This window comes from Acidithiobacillus sp. TH-A35, from assembly GCF_057473505.1.
Genome location: NZ_JBYCKR010000140.1, coordinates 1 through 5,057, shown reverse-complemented (window position 1 = coordinate 5,057; position 5,057 = coordinate 1). Strand labels below are relative to the sequence as shown.

The following is a 5,057-nucleotide window of genomic DNA, read 5'->3' as shown; positions in this document are numbered from 1 at the left end:
CGGGATCGATAAAGTGGGCCATCGTTCACTCATCATATTGAATTATAAATAATTATACCTCAATAGGCTGGCCCGTGAAAATCCGACAGACTGCTAGTGGTGATGGTCCGTCAGCTCTCCACCATGATCAACGCCGGCGTGCCCATTGTGCAGGCCTTTGAACTCCTCATCTCCGCCACCTCCGGCGCAGGTTGGCGCGCCCTCTCTCTGACGGGCGCAGCCGGATTCACCCTGATCGAACTGATGATCACCATTGCGGTGGCCGCTATTTTGTTATCCATAGGGATACTCATGATCCTAAAAAACCGCCTTCGCGGGTTTCCGCGTCCCTTGTAGAAACACGTGTTCTATACTGGTGGTGTTCGGACAGTAGCCGTCTGCTTTTTGGAGGCGTTGACCCCGTAAAAAACCTGGCTCAGGGAGTATGGTGGCCCCATGTTTGTAGCTACGGACAGCGGCGGTAATCGTCAGCCCATTTCAACCACGCCCATCGTCTCTCAGGACACCCAGGGGCGGATCGGTGTCATGTTCGGCACCGGCCAATGGCTGTTTTCCAGCGACACCACGGACAACCTGACCCAAAGCCTCTACGGCGTATGGGACGTGAATCAAACTTATCCGGGCACCATGACGACGCCCATCACCCGGACCAGTCTCGTGCAGCAGACCTTGAGCACCACCACGGCATCCAACACTACGGGCGGCACCACCTACAACACCCGCACCAGCACCAGCAATCCCGTCACCTATTCCAGCGCCCCAGGCGGTAAAATGGGCTGGTATATCGACCTGCCCATCACCGGCGAACGGGTCATTGTCAATCCGCTGCTGGTCTTTGGCGATGTCATTTTCACCAGCTACGTGCCCGGCACCACCAGCACCGATCCCTGCACCAGCAGCAATGGGACATCAAAGTGGTCAGATTGCTGACCGGATGTTGGGCACTGCGCCGTCGGACATTGCTATTCCGGCGATTGTTGTTTATGAAATCGAGACGGGAATCGCCAAGTCCAGAGATCCTGCCAAGCGACGTGGGCAGCTTGATCAGCTGATTGATCTTCTGAATATTTCACCATTCGACCAGACCGCCGCAAATAAGGCGGCAACGATTCGAGCTGTTTTGGAGGATACCGGTCAGCCTATAGGTCCGCTGGACACGTTGATCGCTGGCACGGCTCTGGCGTGTGATGCCACTCTCGTCACGCGCAATCTGCGTGAGTTTGGGCGGGTGCCAAATTTATCCGTGGTGAACTGGTTCGATTGACGAGTGCGGCTATGGGGTAAATTCATGTCACAACCTATTTCCACCGCTCACCTCGAAGCACCGATCTGCATTCGATGCGGACGACAACCCCTGCGATTAACGCCAACGGCTATCCTTGCGCTGCAATCTTCCGCGCCAGCACCCTCTTCTGCCACGCCATGATCGCGTCGATGACTTCCTGGTCAAAGTCCATGGTTTCGTGTTCTTTTACGAGCTGTTTCGCCGCCTGCACCTGCGCATGAATCTGCCAAGTCCGAGAAATGTTCTGGAAATAGGGGTCGGTATCCAGATAGCAGTTTTCCTGAGGCAAAGCACGTTTCAGCTTGAGCGGCTTACCTTCTTCAGCAAGGCACAGTACGGTTTTTGAATTAATTTCTGCTACAGTATACGCCCGTAGTGCCGTTACCGTCCCGCTGTAAGGCACATGCTCCACAACCCAAAACTTATCCCCCACTTCGGCATCGGCAAAATCCAGGTATTTGCCATACGCATTTCCCGTTGCAATTAACATAACTATTCCCCTACGTTGCGGATGCCCGCCACATACTCAGCGCGAGCAGCAGCCAGGAAAGAACCAGCAGGGTTCCACCCACAGGGGCGAAAAAAGCCCAGAATACGTCACTGGTCAGCGCCAGCAGGTAGAGTCCGCCGCAGAACAGCAGGATACCCAAGACCATCAGTCCCCCTGCCGCATAAAGCAAACGCCGTTTGCCATATTGGCGGATCAACATGCCGATGAACAACAGACCGAGTCCGTGATAAATCTGAAAACGATCCGCAATATCGTAAATATGCAGCCCCTCAGCACTCACCCGCCCGGCCACCAGATGATCCCCCGCCGCGCCGAAAATCACCGCCAGGGCCATCACCAATGCGCCCAGCGCCACAAAACGCCCGCCCAACCGCGATGCATTCTCTATCGAACATTCCGCCATACCATCCCCCTTATCAGCACCCCGCGTTTATAGCCTATGTGCAGGGCTCTGTTCAAACACAGGCCTACCGATCCACACCTTTCATAAGGCTGTGCTATGCTTGGCCGCATAATTTCAGGAGGTGTCATGGTAATACATAGGATTTGCATTCTCGGCGGAAGCGGTTTTGTCGGACGCCATCTGGCAGAGCGTTTAAGTCAGGACGGGCATTCAGTACGCATTCTGACGCGCAACCGCGAGCGCAACCGTGAAAACCTGCTGGTGCTTCCCGGCGTGGAAGTGGTTGAGGCCAATATCCATGACCCCATCGCCTTGGAGAAACAACTCGAAGGACGCGATGTAGTCATCAACCTCGTCGGCATCCTCAATGAAAACAACCCTGGCCGCAAAGATTATCCGCCCGAGCGACGTGGTGACTTCGAGAAGAACCACATAGAACTGCCGCGCCTGGTGGCCAACACCTGCGGCCATCTGGGCATTCCGCGCCTACTCCATATGAGCGCTCTGGGGGCCAGCCCCCTCGGTCCCAGTGCCTATCTGCGCTCCAAGGGGATTGGTGAGGAGATTGTCCGCCAGTCTGGCGAGAACAGCGCGAAAATGGGTCACTTTAACTATCTGAATGGACCCAAGCTGCTCTGGGGTCGCGGTCTGAAGGTCACATCTTTCCGCCCTTCGGTAATTTTTGGCGAAGGGGATAGCTTTTTCAATCGTTTTGCCCAGTTACTGCGCAACATTCCCTTCCTCATCCCATTGGCGGGCATCAACGCCAAAATGCAGCCGGTCTGGGTAGAGGATGTGGTCAGTGCCTACGTGCAGTCCATTGATGATGAAAAGACCTATGGCAAGGCCTATGACTTGTGCGGTCCCAAGGTGTACACCCTCGGTGAGCTGGTGGCTTATACCCAGAGCCTGATTGGCACCCATCGTGCCATCGTGCCCCTCTGTAATTTTGTCGGCAATCTGCAGGCCAGTATCATGGAGAAACTGCCGGGCAAAGTGCTCACGCGCGACAATTTGCTTTCCCTGTCCGTGGATAACGTCTGTACCAGGAACGATCTGGCTGACGGTTTTCATATTCAGGCCACCGCCATTGAGAGCGTGGTACCCGGCTACCTGGGGAAAAAAGCCGCCCGTGCGGAGCGTCTGGCGGAAATCCGCACGCGGCGCCCCTAAACGCCAAGCCAGTTAGTGGGTGGGTGAGCCGGCATCGCCCCGCCCAAAGGTGTCCATAAGTTCTGCGGCGACATCTCCCGGCACTTCGCCGAGAATGGCCGTCATCCCGGCCTGTGCACGGCTATCCCCTTGCGCTGCGGCCAGACTGAACAGTTCGTAGGCACAGCGCAAATCCTTGGACAGCCCCATCCCCTGATAGAACATAAGTCCTAAATTAAACTGAGCAGGTGTATCGCCCTGATCTGCCGCCGCGCCATACCACTTGGCGGCTTCCAGATAGTCCTGTTGGACTTCAATGCCTTCGGCATATTTCACGCCCATATTGAATTGCGCCACTGGATCACCCGCACGCGCCCGTTCCTGCAAGTCGCGCAAGCTGCGGATACCCGCCAGAGCCATAAGATCCAGGGCGTTACCACCGTTAGTCATCGCTTACCCTCAATAATTTGTCCATCCGCCGATTACTGATCGTCGCCCTGCAAGCCCCAGACGGTCAAGCGCGTCCGATCAGCCGTGGACCAGACCGCACGATGCAATGCGAGCATGGAGTTACGATCACTGAGCAGTATGTTGCGTTCGCGATTGTTGAGTTCCTGCGGCCCCTGCTCCAGTGCTTTGTGGCAGAGATTCGCCGCGCGCGGCCAAGCCCCCGTGCGGTTTCGCTGCAGGGCGGTATGTATGGCGTTGAAGCGGGGATCGACTACGACCTGTATGAAGGGATCCCCCTCTATATGGGGCAGATAGGCCACACTGTCCGCGCTGAGTGCCTGTAACTCTGGCGGAACACGTACCTCTTCGGGGATAACGAAGAGACGATGACGCCGCGCCCAGCGTCCAAGTGCTGGCCGACTCGTCCAGGCTGCAATCGGCACCGCTGCCGTCAACCCCCCGAGTATGGGTACCAGCCAGACAAAATGCCAGATACCCAGAAAGGGGTACAGCAGTGCCGCAAGACTCAGGCCCAGCACAGAACACCAGCCAAAATACCGCAAGGCATCGGCCCAGGAGGTTTCCTGATCACCACGGACTTGCGCCCCCCAACGCACGCCACGCCCCATCAATGTCTGAATCACAAACTGACTATGAAAGGCCATGCGGATCGGTGCCATGAGTATCGAAAAAATACTCTCAAAAAACATGCTGGCCACCAGACGGAATAGGCCGCCAAAATTTTCTCTTTGGCCTCGCTGACGCACGACCCAGAGCACTGCCATAAATTTGGGGGATAGCAGCAGTATAGCCGTCACCCCAAACAGCCAGAAAGGCATGGGCTCGGCCAGCCAGCCCCAGTTAAAGGGCGTTACGCTGCTGTCACCGATTGCATTAGCCCAGTGCAGAGAGCTCAGCGCACCCAGGATCAAAAACAATCCCCATAAAGGCGCTGCTAAAAATGACATGGCACCGTTGACAAAGAGAAAACGATGCGCGGGGCGCAGCCCCTCCCCCGCCAGCAGGCGCAGATGTTGAAGATTACCCTGCGCCCAGCGGCGGTCGCGTTTGAGATCATCAATCAGCGTCGGCGGCACTTCTTCATAGCTCCCTGACAGGTTGGGTACAAACCAGACTTCCCAGCCACTTTTGGCCATGAGCGCGGCCTCGACAAAATCGTGACTCAGCAGCGGGCCGCCGAGGGGTGGGCGCCCAGGCAACACGGGCAGCGCACAATATTGGGCGAAGGGTGTGGT

General features: G+C 56.5%; 8 protein-coding genes. 4 read left to right on the top strand and 4 right to left on the bottom strand.

Going from position 1 to position 5,057, the window contains the following annotated elements; genetic code table 11:
- Nucleotides 1–102 precede the first annotated feature (102 nt).
- The 3 genes from AC2VNK_RS04935 (at nt 103) to AC2VNK_RS04925 (ending at nt 1,264) form a co-directional block, all read left to right on the top strand.
- Entirely contained in the window at nt 103–336 is a 234-nt protein-coding gene (locus tag AC2VNK_RS04935; RefSeq protein ID WP_486883034.1) for a prepilin-type N-terminal cleavage/methylation domain-containing protein, read from the top strand.
- A 99-nt stretch (nt 337–435) separates the two neighbouring features.
- Nucleotides 436–930, top strand: a complete 495-nt coding sequence (locus AC2VNK_RS04930) for a PilC/PilY family type IV pilus protein (RefSeq protein ID WP_291524613.1) — start codon at nt 436–438, stop codon at nt 928–930.
- On the top strand, nt 902–1,264 hold the full coding sequence (locus AC2VNK_RS04925; RefSeq protein WP_291524611.1) for a type II toxin-antitoxin system VapC family toxin: 363 nt from the start codon (nt 902–904) through the stop codon (nt 1,262–1,264). The genes AC2VNK_RS04930 and AC2VNK_RS04925 overlap by 29 nt, the downstream gene beginning before the upstream one ends.
- A gap of 109 nt (nt 1,265–1,373) precedes the next feature.
- Here AC2VNK_RS04925 and AC2VNK_RS04920 read toward each other — a convergent pair whose 3' ends face one another.
- Complete coding sequence (locus AC2VNK_RS04920) at nt 1,374–1,775, bottom strand: hypothetical protein (RefSeq protein WP_291524609.1); 402 nt, start codon at nt 1,773–1,775, stop codon at nt 1,374–1,376.
- Between the two features lie 10 nt (nt 1,776–1,785).
- On the bottom strand, nt 1,786–2,199 hold the full coding sequence (locus tag AC2VNK_RS04915) for a DUF423 domain-containing protein (RefSeq protein ID WP_291524607.1): 414 nt from the start codon (nt 2,197–2,199) through the stop codon (nt 1,786–1,788).
- A gap of 126 nt (nt 2,200–2,325) precedes the next feature.
- Between AC2VNK_RS04915 and AC2VNK_RS04910 the strand changes: the two genes are divergently transcribed.
- Nucleotides 2,326–3,372 (top strand): complex I NDUFA9 subunit family protein, encoded by a 1,047-nt coding sequence (locus AC2VNK_RS04910; protein ID WP_291524605.1) that lies wholly within the window; start codon nt 2,326–2,328, stop codon nt 3,370–3,372.
- A gap of 12 nt (nt 3,373–3,384) precedes the next feature.
- On the opposite strand, the gene AC2VNK_RS04905 is transcribed toward AC2VNK_RS04910, so the two are convergent.
- Nucleotides 3,385–3,801 (bottom strand): tetratricopeptide repeat protein, encoded by a 417-nt coding sequence (locus AC2VNK_RS04905; protein ID WP_291524603.1) that lies wholly within the window; start codon nt 3,799–3,801, stop codon nt 3,385–3,387.
- Nucleotides 3,802–3,833: 32 nt separating this feature from the next.
- Nucleotides 3,834–5,057, bottom strand: a 1,224-nt coding sequence (mdoH, locus tag AC2VNK_RS04900; protein WP_486883033.1) for a glucans biosynthesis glucosyltransferase MdoH, incomplete at its 5' end; no start/stop codon positions are given.